This is a genomic window from Hahella sp. NS-SX17 (assembly GCF_057367735.1).
This window is the reverse complement of record NZ_CM170632.1, coordinates 6,006,173-6,022,044: the sequence shown is the minus strand read 5'-3', so window position 1 is coordinate 6,022,044 and position 15,872 is coordinate 6,006,173. Positions and strand designations below refer to the sequence as shown.

At 53.2% G+C, this 15,872-nt stretch carries 13 protein-coding genes; 8 read left to right on the top strand and 5 right to left on the bottom strand.

Features of this window, described 5'->3' with window-relative positions:
* Positions 1-245 precede the first annotated feature (245 nt).
* Positions 246-626, bottom strand: a complete 381-nt coding sequence (locus AC2IBB_RS26865; protein ID WP_486329768.1) for a PilZ domain-containing protein — start codon at positions 624-626, stop codon at positions 246-248.
* Positions 627-887: 261 nt separating this feature from the next.
* On the opposite strand from AC2IBB_RS26865, the gene rimO reads away from it, so the two are divergent.
* Positions 888-2,207 carry a 30S ribosomal protein S12 methylthiotransferase RimO gene (gene rimO / locus AC2IBB_RS26860; RefSeq protein ID WP_431688255.1) on the top strand — a complete coding sequence of 440 codons (1,320 nt, stop codon included), beginning with the start codon at positions 888-890 and terminating at the stop codon, positions 2,205-2,207.
* Between the two features lie 54 nt (positions 2,208-2,261).
* On the opposite strand, the gene gatB is transcribed toward rimO, so the two are convergent.
* From gatB to gatC, 3 genes are all read right to left on the bottom strand, one after another.
* A complete protein-coding gene (gatB, locus tag AC2IBB_RS26855; RefSeq protein WP_486329767.1) occupies positions 2,262-3,704 on the bottom strand; it encodes an Asp-tRNA(Asn)/Glu-tRNA(Gln) amidotransferase subunit GatB in 1,443 nt (480 codons plus the stop codon).
* Positions 3,705-3,756: 52 nt separating this feature from the next.
* Entirely contained in the window at positions 3,757-5,211 is a 1,455-nt protein-coding gene (gatA, locus tag AC2IBB_RS26850; RefSeq protein ID WP_486329766.1) for an Asp-tRNA(Asn)/Glu-tRNA(Gln) amidotransferase subunit GatA, read from the bottom strand.
* Between the two features lie 74 nt (positions 5,212-5,285).
* A complete protein-coding gene (gene gatC / locus AC2IBB_RS26845; protein WP_127968973.1) occupies positions 5,286-5,573 on the bottom strand; it encodes an Asp-tRNA(Asn)/Glu-tRNA(Gln) amidotransferase subunit GatC in 288 nt (95 codons plus the stop codon).
* A gap of 331 nt (positions 5,574-5,904) precedes the next feature.
* On the opposite strand from gatC, the gene AC2IBB_RS26840 reads away from it, so the two are divergent.
* From AC2IBB_RS26840 to AC2IBB_RS26810, 7 genes are all read left to right on the top strand, one after another.
* Positions 5,905-6,942 (top strand): rod shape-determining protein, encoded by a 1,038-nt coding sequence (locus AC2IBB_RS26840; protein WP_011399070.1) that lies wholly within the window; start codon positions 5,905-5,907, stop codon positions 6,940-6,942.
* Positions 6,943-7,085: 143 nt separating this feature from the next.
* Positions 7,086-7,919, top strand: coding sequence for a rod shape-determining protein MreC (gene mreC, locus AC2IBB_RS26835; RefSeq protein WP_486329765.1), 834 nt, complete (start codon positions 7,086-7,088; stop codon positions 7,917-7,919).
* A 5-nt stretch (positions 7,920-7,924) separates the two neighbouring features.
* Complete coding sequence (mreD, locus tag AC2IBB_RS26830; protein ID WP_216735065.1) at positions 7,925-8,398, top strand: rod shape-determining protein MreD; 474 nt, start codon at positions 7,925-7,927, stop codon at positions 8,396-8,398.
* A complete protein-coding gene (locus tag AC2IBB_RS26825) occupies positions 8,391-8,996 on the top strand; it encodes a Maf family protein (protein WP_486329764.1) in 606 nt (201 codons plus the stop codon). Before mreD ends, AC2IBB_RS26825 begins: the two co-directional genes overlap by 8 nt.
* 4 nt (positions 8,997-9,000) lie before the next feature.
* Complete coding sequence (gene rng, locus AC2IBB_RS26820) at positions 9,001-10,485, top strand: ribonuclease G (protein ID WP_486329763.1); 1,485 nt, start codon at positions 9,001-9,003, stop codon at positions 10,483-10,485.
* Between the two features lie 111 nt (positions 10,486-10,596).
* Positions 10,597-14,472, top strand: coding sequence for a YhdP family protein (locus AC2IBB_RS26815; RefSeq protein WP_486329762.1), 3,876 nt, complete (start codon positions 10,597-10,599; stop codon positions 14,470-14,472).
* Positions 14,472-15,305 carry a carbon-nitrogen hydrolase family protein gene (locus AC2IBB_RS26810; RefSeq protein WP_486329761.1) on the top strand — a complete coding sequence of 278 codons (834 nt, stop codon included), beginning with the start codon at positions 14,472-14,474 and terminating at the stop codon, positions 15,303-15,305. Before AC2IBB_RS26815 ends, AC2IBB_RS26810 begins: the two co-directional genes overlap by 1 nt.
* A gap of 10 nt (positions 15,306-15,315) precedes the next feature.
* On the opposite strand, the gene yjgA is transcribed toward AC2IBB_RS26810, so the two are convergent.
* Complete coding sequence (gene yjgA, locus AC2IBB_RS26805; RefSeq protein WP_486329760.1) at positions 15,316-15,852, bottom strand: ribosome biogenesis factor YjgA; 537 nt, start codon at positions 15,850-15,852, stop codon at positions 15,316-15,318.
* Positions 15,853-15,872: the final 20 nt, after the last annotated feature.

Below are 15,872 nucleotides of genomic sequence, written 5' to 3'. Positions count from 1 at the left end.
GGGTTAAATAGCTACACTTACTATACCAAACACTTGGTGATTATAAGAAGAATGGCTTTTAGAAGAGTTTATTATGACGATATGGTTTTCTATGGCCTTTTAGTAGCTTCTGTTTCACGCAAGTAAGCGGCGCTGCTTATAGCTGGCTGTTTCTGGCGGACTTTTCGGGGTTCCATCTTACTTTGAGCCGTTGGCTCCAAACAGAAAGCTCAAGATGAAAACCTGGAAAATCCGGGCGGTGACTTCTAACGCAGTTTATTCTCGGCGATATACTGCTCAAGCTGGTGGGTTTGCTCTGGCGTCAATTCTTTAAATTGTAAGCCTACGTGGAAGGCGTTGCGAGCCAGTCGACGAGTGTAAATGACCAGCATTTCTGTCTCTACTTCAACAACATCTTTTTTGCCCATAGGCAGAGTGAAGCGAATGTTGATGCAGACCGGTCGTAATGGCGCGAAATTTAAGGCGTTTGGCGTCAATGTCTCCAAGATGCAGCGGTCGCACTCAAGCATAAGGCCTGTTCTGGAAATGTTGTGGATGGCCGCGTCGCATTCCCGTTGGTCGCGAGTGGTGATATGAGCGACGAAATCCGTTGGGATACGCAGGTGATGCCTCAGATTTCTTTGCATGACGCTTGGACTGCTTTGAATCATAATCGGTTAAGTAATGATACTAACATTCAACATGGAAGGCTAAGTGTACCAAATTGAATTTGATTTAAAATTAATCTTTTTGGCATAGAGAGCACGTTTTTTTTGTAACAGTGTGGTTATTTTGTTACCGATTGTAATCTTTGTTGCTGGTTGAAGTTTGAGCGATATTTGATCTATTTTCTCGGGCTGAGCTTAGGTAGAATGGCGGCCTTTTTCTGAATAGACAGGTGATGGTAGATGTCCTCTTCTAGCGGCAAAGTTGGTTTTGTTAGCCTTGGCTGCCCTAAAAACACAGTAGACTCGGAGCGCATTCTGACGCAACTGCGTACGGAGGGGTACGAGATATCGGCCAGTTATGAAGATGCGGATGTCGTTTTGGTGAACACCTGCGGCTTTATCGACAGTGCCGTGCAGGAGTCTTTGGACGCGATTGGCGAAGCGTTGCGTGAGAACGGCAAAGTTATCGTGACCGGATGTCTTGGCGCCAAAGAGGATGTGATCCGTGAAGTGCATCCAAAGGTGCTGGCGGTAAGCGGCCCGCACGCTTATTCGGAAGTGATGAACCAAGTGCATCAAGTGGCTCCGAAGCCTGAATACAACCCCTTCCTCAACCTTGTGCCCGATACTGGGGTTAAGCTCACGCCCAAGCATTATGCCTATCTGAAGATATCTGAAGGCTGTAACCACCGTTGTACGTTTTGCATAATTCCGTCCTTCCGCGGTGATTTGGTGAGCCGTCCTATCGGTGATGTGCTGGGCGAGGCGCAACGTCTAGTGAAAAACGGCGTCAAAGAGTTGTTGGTGATCTCTCAGGACACCAGTGCTTACGGGGTGGACACCAAATACCGTACCGGCTTCTGGGAAGGGCGTCCGGTCAAGACGCGTATGAAAGAGCTTTGTGATGAGCTCGGGCGCATGGGCGTTTGGGTGCGGTTGCACTACGTTTACCCATATCCTCATGTCGATGACGTTATTCCGATGATGGCGGAAGGTAAAATTCTTCCTTATCTGGATATTCCTTTTCAGCATGCCTCTCCGGCCGTGTTGAAAAATATGCGTCGTCCAGCCCATGCAGAGAAAGTGCTGCACAGAATTGGCAAATGGCGTGAGCAGTGTCCGGATATTACTTTGCGTTCGACCTTTATTGTCGGCTTTCCCGGAGAAACCGAAGAAGACTTTCAGACACTGCTCGACTTTCTTGAGGAGGCGCAGTTGGATCGTGTTGGGTGCTTCAAATACTCTCCGGTGGAAGGCGCGACGGCGAACGAGCTGCCTGATCCTGTTGAAGAAGCGGTCAAACAAGAGCGCTGGGAGCGCTTTATGGAAGTGCAGCAACGTATCAGCGCCAGTCGTCTGCAGGCGAAAATCGGCAAGCGCATGGATGTGATTGTGGACGAGGTAGTGGAAGAAGGGGCGGTTTGTCGTTCCAAAGCGGATGCGCCGGAAATCGACGGACAAGTATTTTTAGATAATCAAACTCATCTGAAGCCGGGCGATTTAGTTTCGGTAGAGATAGAGGATGCGGACGAGTATGACTTGTGGGGGCGTCCAGTATAACTGACGCATGCAGCCGGTATGAAAAAGAGCCCGTTTAGGGCTCTATTATTGGGCTTAACTCAGCTTTTTGGCGAGTATTTCGTTCACCTGTTGTGGGTTGGCCTTGCCTTTTGAGACCTTCATTGTCTGACCGACAAAGAAACCGATCATTTTTCCGCGTTTGGCTTCATCTGCAGCTTTATATTGTTCGACCTGGGCGGCGTTATTGGCCAGGACCTCATCAACAAAAGCCTCAATAGCGCTGTCGTCAGTAACGGATATCAGGCCTTTCTTCTCAATGATTTCATCGGCTTCGCCTTCGCCATTCCACATGGCTTCAAGTACATCCTTGGCGGCTTTGCCGTTGATAGTGTTGTCTTTCAGACGCAGCAGCAGCTTGCCAAGCCCTTCAGCCGTGACGGGAGATTGAGAGATATCCAGAGAGTTCTGGTTCAGGCGTTTGGCCAGTTCTCCCATCACCCAGTTGGCTGTCAGTTTGGCGTCGCCGACGATTTTTGTTGCGGCTTCAAAGTAGTCCGCTTGCGCGCGGGAGCTGGCCAGTACGCCTGCGTCGTAGTCAGACAAGCTGTACTCTGAACAGAAGCGGGCCAGCTTTTGTTCCGGTAGCTCTGGGAGGGCGTCACGAACAGCTTCTATGTAGGCTTCGTCTATTTCTATGGGCAACAGATCAGGATCTGGGAAATAGCGGTAATCGTTGGCGAATTCCTTGCTGCGCATGGAGCGGGTGTTGTCTTTGTCCGCGTCATACAGGCGTGTCTCCTGTGTGACCTTACCGCCATCTTCTATTAGGTCGATTTGCCTTTCAATTTCACCTTGAATGGCTTTCTCGACGAAACGGAAGGAATTGACGTTTTTAATTTCGGTGCGAACGCCAAACTCTTTCTGACCTTTCGGGCGAACGGAAACGTTGCAGTCGCAGCGCATGGACCCTTGGGACATGTCGCCGTCGGAGATGCCCAGGTAGGTAACGATAGAGTGCAGCTTCTTCAAGTACGCGATGGCTTCTTTGGCGCTGCGCAGTTCCGGCTCGGACACAATTTCCAGCAGAGGCGTACCGGCGCGGTTCAAGTCGATGCCTGTCATGCCATGAAAATCTTCATGGAGACTTTTTCCGGCGTCTTCTTCCAGGTGGGCGCGAGTGATGTTAATTGTCTTCTTCTCGCCATTTTCAAGCTGGATGTCCAGTTTGCCTTGCTTGACGGTAGGGTGATCCAACTGGCTGATTTGGTAACCCTTGGGTAGATCAGGGTAGAAATAGTTTTTGCGGTCGAAGACCGAGCGTGTGTTGATTTCGGCGCCGATGGCCAGGCCAAACATCACCGCCATACGCACGGCTTCTTCATTCATTACCGGCAGCATGCCAGGCATGGCCAGATCTACAGCGCAAGCCTGAGTGTTTGGCTCTGCGCCAAAGGTGGTGGCTGCGCCGGAGAATATTTTGGATTTGGTGGCGAGCTGAACATGAACTTCCAGCCCGATAACCGCTTCCCATTCCATGATATGACCTCTTCGCTAATGGTTGCGTAATCTTTGAGTAGTGCGGGTGGGCTTATTCGCCCAGGGCCGGACTGCGTTTATGCCAGTCAGTGTTCAACTGATATTGATGTCCCAGGTTCAATAACCGGGCTTCAGTAAAGTAGTTGCCGATCAACTGCATCCCAACGGGCAGACCGCCCTTGAAGCCGCAAGGCAATCCAAGCGCAGGCAGACCAGCCAAGCTGGCGGGGATAGTAAAGATGTCCTCAAGATACATCTGTACTGGGTCTGACGTTTTCTCGCCCAGTTTGAAGGCGACATCGGGTGTGGTCGGGCATAACAGCGCGTCGACTTCGTTCAGCGCGGACACGAAATCGTTTTTGATCAGGCGGCGGATTTTTTGCGCCTGTCGATAATAGGCGTCGTAGTAGCCTGCAGACAGTGCATAGGTTCCGATTAAAATGCGGCGTTTTACTTCGTCCCCGAAACCTTCGGATCGAGAACGTTGATACAGGTCTTCGAGATCTTTGGGGTTCTCGCAGCGATGGCCGTAGCGAACGCCGTCGAAGCGCGACAGGTTGGTCGAGCACTCCGCGGGGGCGATAACGTAGTAAGCGGGTACGGACAGCTCTGTATGGGGGAGGGAGACCTCTTTAAAGGAAGCGCCCAGCGACTCATACACTTTTATTGCTTCCTGCAACGCTTTTTCAAGCTCTGCGTTGAGCTGGCTGCTGAAGTATTCTTTTGGCAAGCCGATAGTGACGCCAGTCAGCGGTTGCGCCAGCGCTGAAGTGTAATCTTCAGAGGGGTTCTGGGCGCTGGTGGAGTCCATGGGGTCGTGTCCGGCCATGACGTTCATTAGCAGCGCCGCATCTTCCGCCGTGCGGGCGAAAGGACCGCCCTGATCCAGACTTGATGCGAAAGCCACCATGCCTAGGCGAGATACGCGTCCGTAAGTTGGCTTGAGTCCGGTCAGGCCGCAAAATGCGGCAGGCTGACGAATCGATCCGCCTGTATCCGTACCGGTCGCCGCCGCGCAAAGTCCGGCCGCAACCGCTGCTGCGGAGCCGCCTGAAGAGCCGCCGGGCGCGCGCTCGGTGTCCCAAGGGTTACGTACCGGGCCAAAGTAGCTGTTCTCATTGGATGAGCCCATGGCGAACTCGTCCATGTTGGTCTTGCCCAGTGTGACGGCGCCTGACTCCATAAACTTGCGGGTGACGGTGGACTCGTAAGGGGGAACAAATTTCTCCAGCATTCTGGAGCCGCATGTCGTCGTCACGCCTTCAGTGCAGAAGACGTCTTTGTGCGCGAGAGGTACGCCATTCAGAATCGAGGCTTCTCCTGCATTGAGACGAGCGTCGGCTTGTTCCGCCTGAGAGAGAGCCAGATCTTCAGTAATGGTGATGAAGCAATTCAATTCTGGATTGAGACGTTTGATTCTGGTCAGATAATCCTGGGTGATTTCACGGGATGAAAACTGTTTATCCCTGAGTCCGCTTATGATCTCGCTAATAGTATGTGGCAGCATGCGTATCTCTTACTTTTCTATAGCCGGCAAGGCGTTCGCAATAAGTTCTTTGGGAGGCGGGCGTTCCAGTTGCGTCAATCGATGACTTTGGGAACCAGGTACAAACCATTTTCAGTGGCTGGCGCGATGGCCTGAAATTTTTCACGCTGATTACTTTCCGTCACTTCGTCTTTGCGTAGCCGCTGCGTCATTTCCAGCGGATTGGACAGTGGCTCGACGGCGCTGGTGTCCACTTTCTGCATCTGTTCGACGAAGTCCAGAATCTGGCCCAGATCGCGGGTCAGTTTCGCCACTTGGTCGCCGGGCGTTTCCAATCTCGCTAGCTTGGCGATGGTCTCCAACTGTTCCGACTGGATAGTCACATTATTCTCCTGCTGGGCGTTGCGGTTGGCTTGATTCGGATCTGATCCGATAATTCGATGTTGAATCCGGGCTGGCGAACGCCATTGCAGCGCTCCTGATCGCACCAGAAACTAAAGAGGGCTATTATAAGAGGGTTTGCGTACAGTCTGTAAATGAATTGGCGATTTTTTCCCTGTAAAACGCCCTAAAACAGGCCTTTCTGATGACAATTTTTTAATGGCTTGCGGCTAGGCGCGGGCGGGGCTAAATGATTCTTGCCCTGACCCCTCGCCACTGTTAAAGTTGCCGCAGCATGCCTAACCCTAAAAAGAATACGGATTCAAACGTTCAATGTTTAAACGATTACGTGGTTTGTTTTCCAGCGATCTTTCGATCGATCTGGGGACCGCCAATACTTTGATTTATGTTCGTGGAAGAGGAATTGTGCTCAATGAGCCCTCTGTGGTCGCAATTCGTAACCAGGGCGCACAGAAAAGCGTTGCGGCGGTAGGCGCCGAAGCGAAGAGGATGCTGGGACGGACGCCGGGCAACATTACCGCGATCCGACCTTTGAAAGATGGCGTCATCGCCGACTTTCACGTTACCGAAAAAATGCTCCAGCACTTTATCCACAAAGTGCATGAAAACAGTTTCATCACCCCCAGCCCTCGTGTACTGGTCTGTATTCCCAGCCGATCCACTCAAGTTGAGCGTAAAGCAATTCGAGAGTCCGCCCTTGGCGCGGGCGCCAGAGAAGTATTTTTGATTGAAGAGCCTATGGCTGCGGCGATTGGCGCCGGTCTGCCTGTTGAAGAGGCGAACGGCTCCATGGTGGTGGACATCGGTGGTGGTACGACGGAAATCGCCATAATTTCCCTGAACGGCATAGTTTACGCTGACTCGGTGCGAGTTGGCGGAGATAAGTTTGACGAGGCGATTACCGCTTATGTGCGCCGCAATTACGGCAGCTTGATCGGCGACGCGACAGCAGAACGTATCAAGCAGGAAATCGGTTGTGCATACGAAGGCTTGGAGCTGCGTGAAATCGACGTGCGCGGCCGCAACCTCGCAGAAGGGGTTCCCCGTAGTTTTACCCTGAATAGCGAAGAAATCCTTGAAGCGCTGCAAGAGGCGCTGGCTACCATCGTACAGGCGGTGAAGAGCGCATTGGAGCAGTCGCCCCCCGAGCTGGCGTCTGATATCGCCGAACGGGGAATTGTATTGACGGGCGGCGGCGCCCTGTTGCGTGGCCTGGATAGTTTGCTAACGGAAGAAACTGGCTTGCCAGTGATCGTCGCTGACGATCCGCTTACCTGTGTCGCAAGGGGTGGCGGACGTGCATTGGAAGTTATCGACAAACGCGGCAGTGGTCTATTCTTTATGGAATAACAACTCTTTAACGGAGTTGGCCACTTGTTTTCGCCATGTTTTATGGTAGCTTTCTGTGTTTGTAGATAAATTCCTTTCCGGACTGTTGGGGAGATTGCGACATTAAAAATATCTTCGTTGAAGGCCCATTTTTAGGCGCACGAATGATATTGGTGGCTGTGCTCTCCATCGCCATCGGATTTGCGGATTATCACCTCAATCTCTTATCTTCGTTACGCGAAACGCTGGCGACTCTCGTCGCCCCTGTGCAATGGGTTGTCAGCGCTCCTTCCGACGTGGTCGACTGGACTGAAGACGCGGTTAAATCGCGCCGCGATTTACAGCAGGAAAATGATGCGCTGCGCAACAGGCTTTTGATTCTTGAGGCGAAGTCGCAGCGTCTGGCGTCTTTGACTGCTGAAGTTAATCGTCTGCGTGAGTTGCTGAATGCTTCGTCTGTGGTGGATGACTCTGTGCTGGTGTCCGAGATCATCGGCATCAACCCTGATCCATACATGCATGAGGTGGTCGTCAACAAAGGTTCTGACGATGGCGTTTATGTCGGGCAGCCTATGCTCGATTCGCAGGGGTTGATGGGGCAGGTGACGCAAGTATCGCCCTTGACCTCCCGTGTTCTTCTGATTTCCGATAGCAACCATGCCGTGCCGATTCAGGTTAATCGCAACGGTGTGCGCGGCATTCTCGTCGGCTCTGGCGTATTGGACCGACTGCAACTGATAAACGTGCCCGATACGGCTGATATCGTTGTTGGCGACTTATTGGTGAGCTCCGGCTTGGGTGGAAAGTTCCCGGCAGGCTATCCCGTAGCAAAAGTGACTGCGGTGGTGCATGACCCGGGTGAACCCTTTGCGCGAATCGAAGCGCACCCGTTATCCGAATTAAACCGCAGTAGACACGTTTTGTTAGTATTCAAGAAGAAATCGTCGGAGGTGGGAGACAGGGTTTCCGACGAACCTTCGCCTGAAGAAACTCAGTAGGCCTTATGCCCAGAGATGAGTTTCGTCCAGTCTTGTTCGTATTCACCCTGTTCCTGGCGTTTTGCGTCAGTCTGATTCCTTTGGGTGGATACGCAGCTTACTTTAGGCCTGAGTCCATATGCATGGTGATGTTTTACTGGACGTTGAAGCATCCCGGCGCGTGCGGCATTCTAGTCGGATGGTGCGTGGGACTGTTGTGGGATGTGTTGATGGGAAGCACGCTGGGGGTGCATGCCCTGGCGTTGGCGCTACAGGCTTATCTGGTGCTGAAGATGTTGCAACGACTGCAAATGTTCCCTTTGATTCAGCAGTCTTTTGTTGTGTTCATTATTGTAGGCATTGTGCTGATGCTGTTTCGCTGGATTAATGGCATGCTCGCCCAGCCCGCGACGGATATGGCTTATTTATTGGGCGCTCTGAGTTCTGCGCTGCTGTGGCCGCTGTTTTCGCTACTAATGGAAAAACTGGAAAATGTTTGACGGTAACCCTGGTGGGCGGCGCCTTGTGCTGGCGTCGGGATCTCCGCGTCGGCGCGAAATGATCGCCGGGCTGGGGTGTGAATTTTCTATCGCCAGTGCGGATATTGATGAAAGCGTTCTGCCTTCTGAGGCGGCGGCGGATTACGTGGAGCGCCTCGCCAGAGGGAAAGCGAAAACAGTATTTGAAGCGCGTAAGGATCAACAGGATATAGTGGTGTTGGGCGCTGACACTACTGTTGTGGCGGGAGGCGATATTCTCGGCAAGCCGGTTGATTTTGAAGACGCCCAGGCCATGCTGCGCAGGCTGTCAGGGACATGGCATGAGGTACTGACCTCAGTTGCGTTAGTGGCTGCGGATGATTGTAAAGTGACGACTACCCTGAGCAGAGTGCGATTCAGGGAGTTGTCTGAGCTGGAAATTCAGCGTTATTGGGATTCCGGTGAGCCGGTCGATAAGGCGGGCGCATACGGCATTCAAGGGTTGGCCGGGAGTTTCGTGGAGCGCGTAGAAGGCAGCTATTCATCCATTGTCGGGCTGCCTCTTTGCGAGACCGTCGTGCTGTTAAAGGAATTCGGAATCAAAGTCTGGTCGGATTAACCGCATGAGTGAAGAAATCTTAATCAACGTGACTCCGGTGGAAACTCGCGTTGCTGTCGTTGAAAACGGCATGTTGCAGGAAGTCTATATCGAAAGAAGTCAACGGCGAGGCATTGTCGGCAATATCTACAAAGGCAAAGTCATCCGAGTCTTGCCGGGCATGGAAGCGGCGTTTATTGATATTGGGCTGGAGCGCGCGGCTTTCATTCATGCTTCAGATGTGACCACGGTGAACCCCAGCGAGGAGCGCAACGGCGGTAATAAGCATCCCGATATCAGTTCTCTGCTGCGCGAAGGTCAGTCTCTGGTGGTGCAGGTCACCAAGGACCCGATTGGCGCCAAAGGCGCGCGTCTGACCACTCAGTTATCTATTCCATCCCGCTATTTGGTCTACATGCCGGATAACAACCATATTGGGATTTCCCAGCGCATTGAAGACGACGCCGAGCGTGATCGCTTGAAAGAGCTCATTCAGCTTTGCGTCACCACGGAGGATGCGAATTCTGCTGATGGCGCAGGATTTATCATTCGCACGGCGGCGGAAGGCGTTGGGTCAGAAGAGTTGAAGTCCGACATTCTGTTTCTGCAAAAGCTTTGGCTTTCTCTGCGGGAGAGGATCAAGACGTCTCCAGCGCCGGGTCCAATATATGAGGATCTGCCGCTTTACATTCGCACCTTGCGTGATCTGGTGCGGCCTTATACGGAGAAGATTCGAATCGACTCTAGAGAAAGCTTCCATAAGGCATTGAAGTTTGTGGATGAGTTTGTCTCTGAGATTCGCAACAAGCTGGAGTACTATCCCGGCGAGCGCCCGATTTTTGACTTGTACAGTGTTGAAGATGAGCTGCAGAAAGCGTTGAGTCGTAAAGTACAGTTGAAGTCCGGCGGCTACCTGATTATCGATCAGACTGAGGCGATGACAACCATTGATGTCAACACTGGCGCCTTTGTCGGTCATCGAAACCTTGAAGAAACTATCTTCAAAACCAATCTTGAAGCGGCGCGGGCTATCGCGCGACAACTGCGGCTACGTAACCTGGGTGGAATAATTATCATCGACTTCATTGATATGGAGGACGAGGAGCACAAGCGTCAAGTGTTGCGAATGCTGGAAAAAATGCTGGAGCGGGATCACGCTAAAACCAAAATCAGTTGCGTGAGTGAGCTGGGGTTGGTGGAAATGACGCGCAAGCGCACCACTGAAAGTCTGGGGCAAATGCTGTGTGAGCCTTGTCCCGCCTGCGATGGACGCGGCGCTGTCAAAACTGCGCAAACCGTATGCTATGAAATTTTTCGAGAGATTTTGCGCATTAATCGCACTTATGACGCGCAGGGGTATTTGGTATTGGCGGCTCAGACCGTGGTGGACCTGTTGCTGGATGAGCAGTCCGACAGCGTTGCGGACTTGGAGACCTTCATCGGCAAGCGTATCCGTTTTCAGGTGGAGGTTATGTACACCCAGGAGCAATTTGATGTTGTTCTGCAATAGATTGCAGCGCACACTTTCTGTAGACGTTACCCGCCGACGATAACTCTGAACTTTGTCGTCGGCGCAGATTAATCAAGCATAGACGTATATCGCCGGCGGCCCGATCCAGTCATGACCATCAAATCCGTGATAATCAAGTTCACACAGTGGGTATGGTACGTGGCTATCGCATTGCTGGTCCTGGTGGCGACATACTTGTCGCTGGGGCGCAACTTTTTCGACGCCGTGTCCGTGTTCAAGGAAGACCTGGAGCTGCGTCTGTCTGAGTCCCTGGGCGCGACGGTCAGGATGGATGCGCTGGAAGGAAGCTGGGATGGATTCGATCCGGTCGTCACCCTCAAAAACATCACCCTAACTGACCCGAACAAAGTCGATAGCGCAATGACGCTGGACTCCTTGGTTGTTCAACCGGATGTCATTAAATCGCTGTTCTCACAAAAACTGGCCTTGCGTCGGGTGGAGATAGGGGATGTCTCCGTCAACCTGGAGCAGAGTTTGAGTGGCGGATGGCGTCTCCCGGGGCTGGAGCGGCAGGAGAGCGAGGGCGGCGTTTTGGATTGGCGGCGGCTGGCTGATTATATGGCCTCCCCGGTGTTGGAGTTTCGCGAGATCCGGTTGCACTGGCGTTATCGTAACAGTCAGGTGGCGGGCTGGTTGATTCCGGTGTTGACGATCAGGGTTGAGAATAATGATGTGGCCGCATCGGGGCGTATTCTTCGAGCCAGGGATCAAGCTGACTTGGGACTCTTCTCCGTCAAGGCGCGTGAATTGTTGAAATCGGGAAGGCTGAATGGCGACGTTTATTTGAGCTGGCGGAGAGGTGAGGCGCTGGACCCGTTGTTAAGCTTGTTCCATGACCAGAATGTACAGGCTACGGACATTGACGCGTCGGGCGCGATCTGGCTGAGGTTGAAGAATAATCGCGTTATCGATGTTACAGGAGACTTTGGCGTTTCTCGGTTGGCGTGGGCGAGTGAGCAGACCACTATGGCTCCTTTGCAGAACATCAAGGCCCGGTTTCACGCTGCACTAAATGATCAGGGCGGCTGGCGGGTGACTGGATATGATCTGGGGCTTGATTGGGCGGGAGAAGGCTGGAGCGATGCGCGAGCGATTATAAATATCGACTCAACGGGCGCTGTTCAGGTTGAGTTGGACAGTCTGAACTTGGGGCTTCTCAGCCGTTTGAGCGTCGCCACCGGTATGTTGCCCAGTGACGCATCAAGGCGCCTCGCCAGTTACCAGCCGGAAGGCATGTTGCGCAATATTGGATTCGACCTTGATGCTGAGGGGCGGTTTGAGCTGAATGGGCAACTGGATCAGGTCCGAGTGACCCCGCACGGCGGGGCTCCGGGAGGGGCTGGCATTGATGGCCTGCTTCAGATTCGCAACCATGGCGGCAAGGTAATTTTCAAAGGCGCGGGGATGCAGTTGAACTTCCCTGAGTTGTTCCACTCTGGTTGGACATTCGGCTTCAGTGAGGGGCGCGTAGAGTGGAGAAGCAACGATGAGTTTGTGTATGTGTTTGGAAATGGCCTGCGATTGCAGGGCGTTAATGATATGCAGGCGAAGCTCAATGGCGCATTCAGCGTGCTGTTGCCTCACGATGGAAGCCGTGAAGTCAATCTGGAGTTAGCGATAGGAGTGGAAAGCGCCGACGCCAGAGTGGCCCCATTGTTGGCGCCTGGACATGTTATTCCACTGGAGCTTGATCGCTGGTTGCGGCAAGCGGTCAAAGGCGGTCAGGTGACGACCGGCGGCTACTTCTATTCTGGTGTGGTGGGGCCTTTGGCGACCGCCGCCAATCATCGCTCACAGATGTTTTTCAATTTGAAAGACGGACGTTTGCATTATGCAGACGGCTGGCCGGAGTTGGAAAATTTTGACGCGCGGCTCGCTATCATTGGAGGTGAGTTGAGCGCCATCGTTGGAGAAGGAACGGTCGCAGGAACTCGGGTTAGCTCGGTGAAAGTGAAGCGGGACGGCGGTGACAACGCTGATTCGCTGCTTCATATCAGCGCAAATATTCGCCCGCAGAAAAGTGACTGGGATTATTGGCTTAAGAAATCACCCATTGCTGACGTAACTGCGCCGGTTGTGGAAGACTGGTCTGTCAGTGGGAGCAGTTCGGGCGTACTGGACTTGACGTTAAACACAGTTGGCGCTGGTGCGCCACGCGTGGACCTTAAACTGAAGGCGGCGGGTTTGAGCTTGCGATCTGATCGTAACGACCTGGCGCTGACGGGGCTGCGGGGGAACCTTTCTTTCAGCACGGTTGACGGCATCCGCGCGACAGGCATGCAAGGGGCGATATTCGGAAAGCCCGCGAATCTGGATGTAACGACTTCAAACTGGTCTGAGCAACGCAAAACGCTGGCGTTAAAGTTGGCGAGCAAGATTGAAACCCCTGCGCTTCTGGAGTGGCTCAATGTTGAGCGTGATGTGCCGTTATCAGGACAGTTACCCTATCGCTTCGTCTTAAACCTGGATCACACAGATAAAAGTCGTTTCCGGTTGCGGTTGGACAGCGAGTTGTTGGGAGCGAATATTCAGGCGCCGGCGCCTTTCGGCAAAACGATTCAGGATAGTGTTCCTTTGTCGGTCGTGCGCGACTGGGAAACAGAGGGAAGTACTGAAAACTGGTCCGTATCCGTAAAGAATTTGCTGAAGGCGCGTTTTGAGGTCAGCAAGGGAGCGGTCAGCCGCGGGGCGCTGGCGTTTGTATCAGGGGATCGAGCGCCGGAGGGGCTTGAGCTTCCTGAGCGAGGCGTTAATGTGTCTGGGCATTTGTCGCGGCTGTCAGTAACTGAATGGCGCACGTACTTGCAAGAGGCGCTGGATGCGGGCTATGGGGGGGCGTCAGCTGGCGCGCCGGACTGGCTTAATCGGGTCTCCATGCAGGTTGGGAAACTGGAAGTCGCTGGTGAATGGTTCAGTCAAGTGGATGTCCGCCTGAACAAGCGTTTGGGGAGCGTTGATATTGCGCTGGATGACGGTGAGAGGCTGACGGGAACTCTGACGATCCACGATGACCCGAATAAGCCGCCTTTCGCAAAATTCCGGCGCTTGTACATTTCCGACAGCGCCACGTCAGTAGTAGAAAAACGCATGACGCCTGCGGACGTGCCCTTTGCGCAGGTGGACATTGAAGACCTTCGTTTGGGGGGTAAAGAGCTTGGGAGTTGGGCGTGGGTGACGCAGCCGCGGGAAGATGGCGTGGTGTTCAGTAATATGTTCGGTCGTCTCGCCGGGGCCACTGTGACCGCCAGACTGAGTTGGCTGATGGATGCTCAAACTGGTCACCAGACATCGATTCTCACGGGAGACTTGAAAGGCGCCAACTTTGACCGTTTCTATGAAAATCTGGCTGAAGAGGCCCCGCTGACCGCCGAGGATTATCGTTTTAATACCGGTATTGTCTGGCAAGGCGGCCCGACGGAGTTTCAGTGGAAAGACGTAACAGGGCAAATCAGTTTCAAAATGAGCAATGGCGTTTTCCGTGAGGCGTCTAACTCCGCCAATATCTTCCGCGTTTTCGGTATTCTCAATACAGACTCCATTACTCGGCGGCTGCGTTTGGACTTTTCCGATTTGTATCGAAAAGGCCTGGCCTATGACCAGATTGAGGGTGGGGCGCGCATCGAAGAGGGCGTGATGGACTTTGAGAGCCCGCTCGCCATCCAGACGCTTTCCAGTGGGTTTAAAATTACCGGTAAGACCAGTCTGGTGGATGACAGTCTGGATATGCAAATGGTAGTGGTGTTGCCGGTAACGAAAAATCTGCCGCTGGCGGCGGTGTTGGTGGGAGCGCCTCAAGTAGGGGGCGCATTGTTTCTGATCGACAAGCTGCTGGGTGATCCGCTCAGCAGGATGACCAGCGCCACATACAAAATCAAAGGTACACTGGATAATCCAGAGGTCAGCCTGCAGCAAATCTTCGATAATAGCAGCGGCGGGACGGCCTCTCAGAGAAGGAGAGCGGATTAATGAGCGAGTTTAAGCTTGCGGTGGTGCAGCTGGTCAGCACCAGTGATATAGAGCAGAATCTGGTCCGAGTGGAACACTGGGTGGCGGAAGCGGCTAATGGCGGTGCGCGGTTGGTGCTACTGCCGGAGAACTTTGCTTTGTTCGAAAGCAAGCGTTCGTTGGATATTGGCGCTGCGGAGGCGGACTCAGAGGGCCCAATACGTCGGTTTGTCGCTGGATTGGCGAAGCGTTTTGGGGTGTGGATTATTGCGGGATCGTTGCCCTGTGCGCGACGTCCTGACGGCGCTCCCATTGATGGGCGCGTGCGCTCCGCCTGCTGGGTGTTCGACGATAGCGGGGCCACGGTTGCCCGTTACGATAAGATTCATCTATTTGATGTGGATGTAAAAGACGCTTACGGCGCCTATCGCGAGTCCGCAATCTTTGAGCCGGGCGAGAAAGTCGTTGTGGTTGAGACGCCCTGGATCAGGATTGGACTGTCGATTTGCTATGACTTACGCTTTCCCGAATTGTTTCGGGCGATGGCGGAGCAGGGCGCAGAGCTGGTGACAGTTCCCTCTGCATTCACCTACGTCACGGGAGAGGCGCACTGGGAAACATTGTTACGGGCGCGGGCGATTGAAAATCAGGTGTTTATCGCCGCGGCCAATCAGGGAGGGCGTCATTCGGAGTCCCGACGCACATACGGACATTCCATGGTTATCGATCCCTGGGGTAAGGTCGTGGAAGGAATGGAAGAAGGAGAAGGTGTTATTTTCTCTACTTTGGATAAGGCGGAGCTGCAGGAAGTACGGACCAGAATGCCCGTACTTGCACATCGCAGACTCAAGTAGGTTTCTTCACTCAGGCGTCGTCGACGACTTCTTTCAAATAGCGATATAGCTTTTTAGCGGCGCCGCGGTTCTTGTTCTCTGTAATATCTTTTTGCGCGGCGCGGATTAATTGACGTAAATGCTGCGCTTCACTATTGGGATACTGATTCATGAACTCCGTCACCGCCTGATCGCCTTCGGCAATCAGCGACTCTCGCCAACGCTCAAGGCGATGGTGTTCCGCCGCCTGTAATGCGGAACCCTGGTCGAACTTGTCGAGAAAAGTACGAATCTCTTCTTCGTCCACATCCCGCATTAACTTACCGACAAACTGAAGCTGTCGACGCTTGGCTTCATGGCTGGCTATCTTATTGTAGGCCTGTATCGCTTCATGCAGGCGTTCAGTGAGCGGAACCTGACTGAGCTGATCGGGTTTGAGCTCCGCCAGCTTTTTGCCCAGCTGCTGCAAGGCTTCCATCGCCCGTTTACGACTGGATTTACTGGGCGGAAGGTCTTCTTCGTCGTAATAATCGTCTTCGAATTCGTCGTCGTGATGTGAATGGTTCATTGAAATGCTCAAATCAATTC

What these genes read in the sequence shown, in the direction of transcription:
- AC2IBB_RS26865 (WP_486329768.1), bottom strand. Translation starts at nt 626, where the DNA reads ATGCAAAGAAATCTGAGGCATCACCTGCGTATCCCAACGGATTTCGTC.
- rimO (WP_431688255.1), top strand. Translation starts at nt 888, where the DNA reads ATGTCCTCTTCTAGCGGCAAAGTTGGTTTTGTTAGCCTTGGCTGCCCT.
- gatB (WP_486329767.1), bottom strand. Translation starts at nt 3,704, where the DNA reads ATGGAATGGGAAGCGGTTATCGGGCTGGAAGTTCATGTTCAGCTCGCC.
- gatA (WP_486329766.1), bottom strand. Translation starts at nt 5,211, where the DNA reads ATGCTGCCACATACTATTAGCGAGATCATAAGCGGACTCAGGGATAAA.
- AC2IBB_RS26840 (WP_011399070.1), top strand. Translation starts at nt 5,905, where the DNA reads ATGTTTAAACGATTACGTGGTTTGTTTTCCAGCGATCTTTCGATCGAT.
- mreC (WP_486329765.1), top strand. Translation starts at nt 7,086, where the DNA reads ATGATATTGGTGGCTGTGCTCTCCATCGCCATCGGATTTGCGGATTAT.
- mreD (WP_216735065.1), top strand. Translation starts at nt 7,925, where the DNA reads ATGCCCAGAGATGAGTTTCGTCCAGTCTTGTTCGTATTCACCCTGTTC.
- AC2IBB_RS26825 (WP_486329764.1), top strand. Translation starts at nt 8,391, where the DNA reads ATGTTTGACGGTAACCCTGGTGGGCGGCGCCTTGTGCTGGCGTCGGGA.
- rng (WP_486329763.1), top strand. Translation starts at nt 9,001, where the DNA reads ATGAGTGAAGAAATCTTAATCAACGTGACTCCGGTGGAAACTCGCGTT.
- AC2IBB_RS26815 (WP_486329762.1), top strand. Translation starts at nt 10,597, where the DNA reads ATGACCATCAAATCCGTGATAATCAAGTTCACACAGTGGGTATGGTAC.
- AC2IBB_RS26810 (WP_486329761.1), top strand. Translation starts at nt 14,472, where the DNA reads ATGAGCGAGTTTAAGCTTGCGGTGGTGCAGCTGGTCAGCACCAGTGAT.
- yjgA (WP_486329760.1), bottom strand. Translation starts at nt 15,852, where the DNA reads ATGAACCATTCACATCACGACGACGAATTCGAAGACGATTATTACGAC.